1 protein-coding gene is annotated in these 750 nt (G+C 62.0%); it reads left to right on the plus strand.

Annotated elements, in window-relative coordinates; all coding sequences use genetic code 11:
* On the plus strand, positions 1-750 hold a 750-nt coding region (locus tag VQ044_RS25415), incomplete at both ends, for a mechanosensitive ion channel family protein (RefSeq protein WP_331827915.1).

Genomic DNA, 750 nt, shown 5'->3' on the forward strand with positions numbered 1-750 from the left:
CCGCTCGTCAAGCTGACGAAACGGCGCGGGCGAGATAACGAGACCTCGACCGGTCTTGCCGCGCTCGGTATCGGCGAACGCGCGCTCGCCCTCGGCGCCCAGAAGACCATCGAGAACTTCGTTGGCAGCCTGACCCTCGTCGTCGACCAGCCGGTTCGCGCCGGCGATTTCTGCCAGTTCGGAGGCATGCTGGGCACGGTCGAGGATATCGGCATGCGCTCGACCCGCATCCGCACCCTCGATCGGACACCGGTCACGGTTCCAAACGGTAAGTTCTCGGCTATGAAGATCGAGAACTTCACCCGCCGCGACCGCTTCGGATTCCATCATGAATTTGGACTTCGCTACGAGGCGACGCCCAACCAGATGCGGCAGTTTCTGGCGGCGCTGCGGACCATGTTCTCGGTCGACACCCGACTGGAGACCGAGTCCCACAGGGTCCGGTTTCTTGGCTACGGCGCCGACGCGCTGCCGGTCGAGATATTTGCCTACGTCTTCGCCCGCGACTGGAACCATTTCCTCGAAATCCAGGAGGAACTGGCGCTGCAGATCATGGATATCGTCGCCGGAAGCGAGGTGAACCGGAAGGAAAGTCTATGCGTAACAACAACGTCCGTCCGGAAAAGAAAACTCCGAAGTCCGGAGCCAGCATCCAATCAAAATATCGTCGCCGATCCGAGGACGGAGCGCCTTCACCCCAGCGCGGCGAATCCGCGATCCAGCCCGGCAACCAGATCCTCCTCCCCCTCC

The organism is Aurantimonas sp. C2-5-R2 (genome assembly GCF_036549495.1).
In the GTDB taxonomy this organism is placed as follows: Bacteria; Pseudomonadota; Alphaproteobacteria; order Rhizobiales; family Rhizobiaceae; genus Aurantimonas; species Aurantimonas coralicida_A.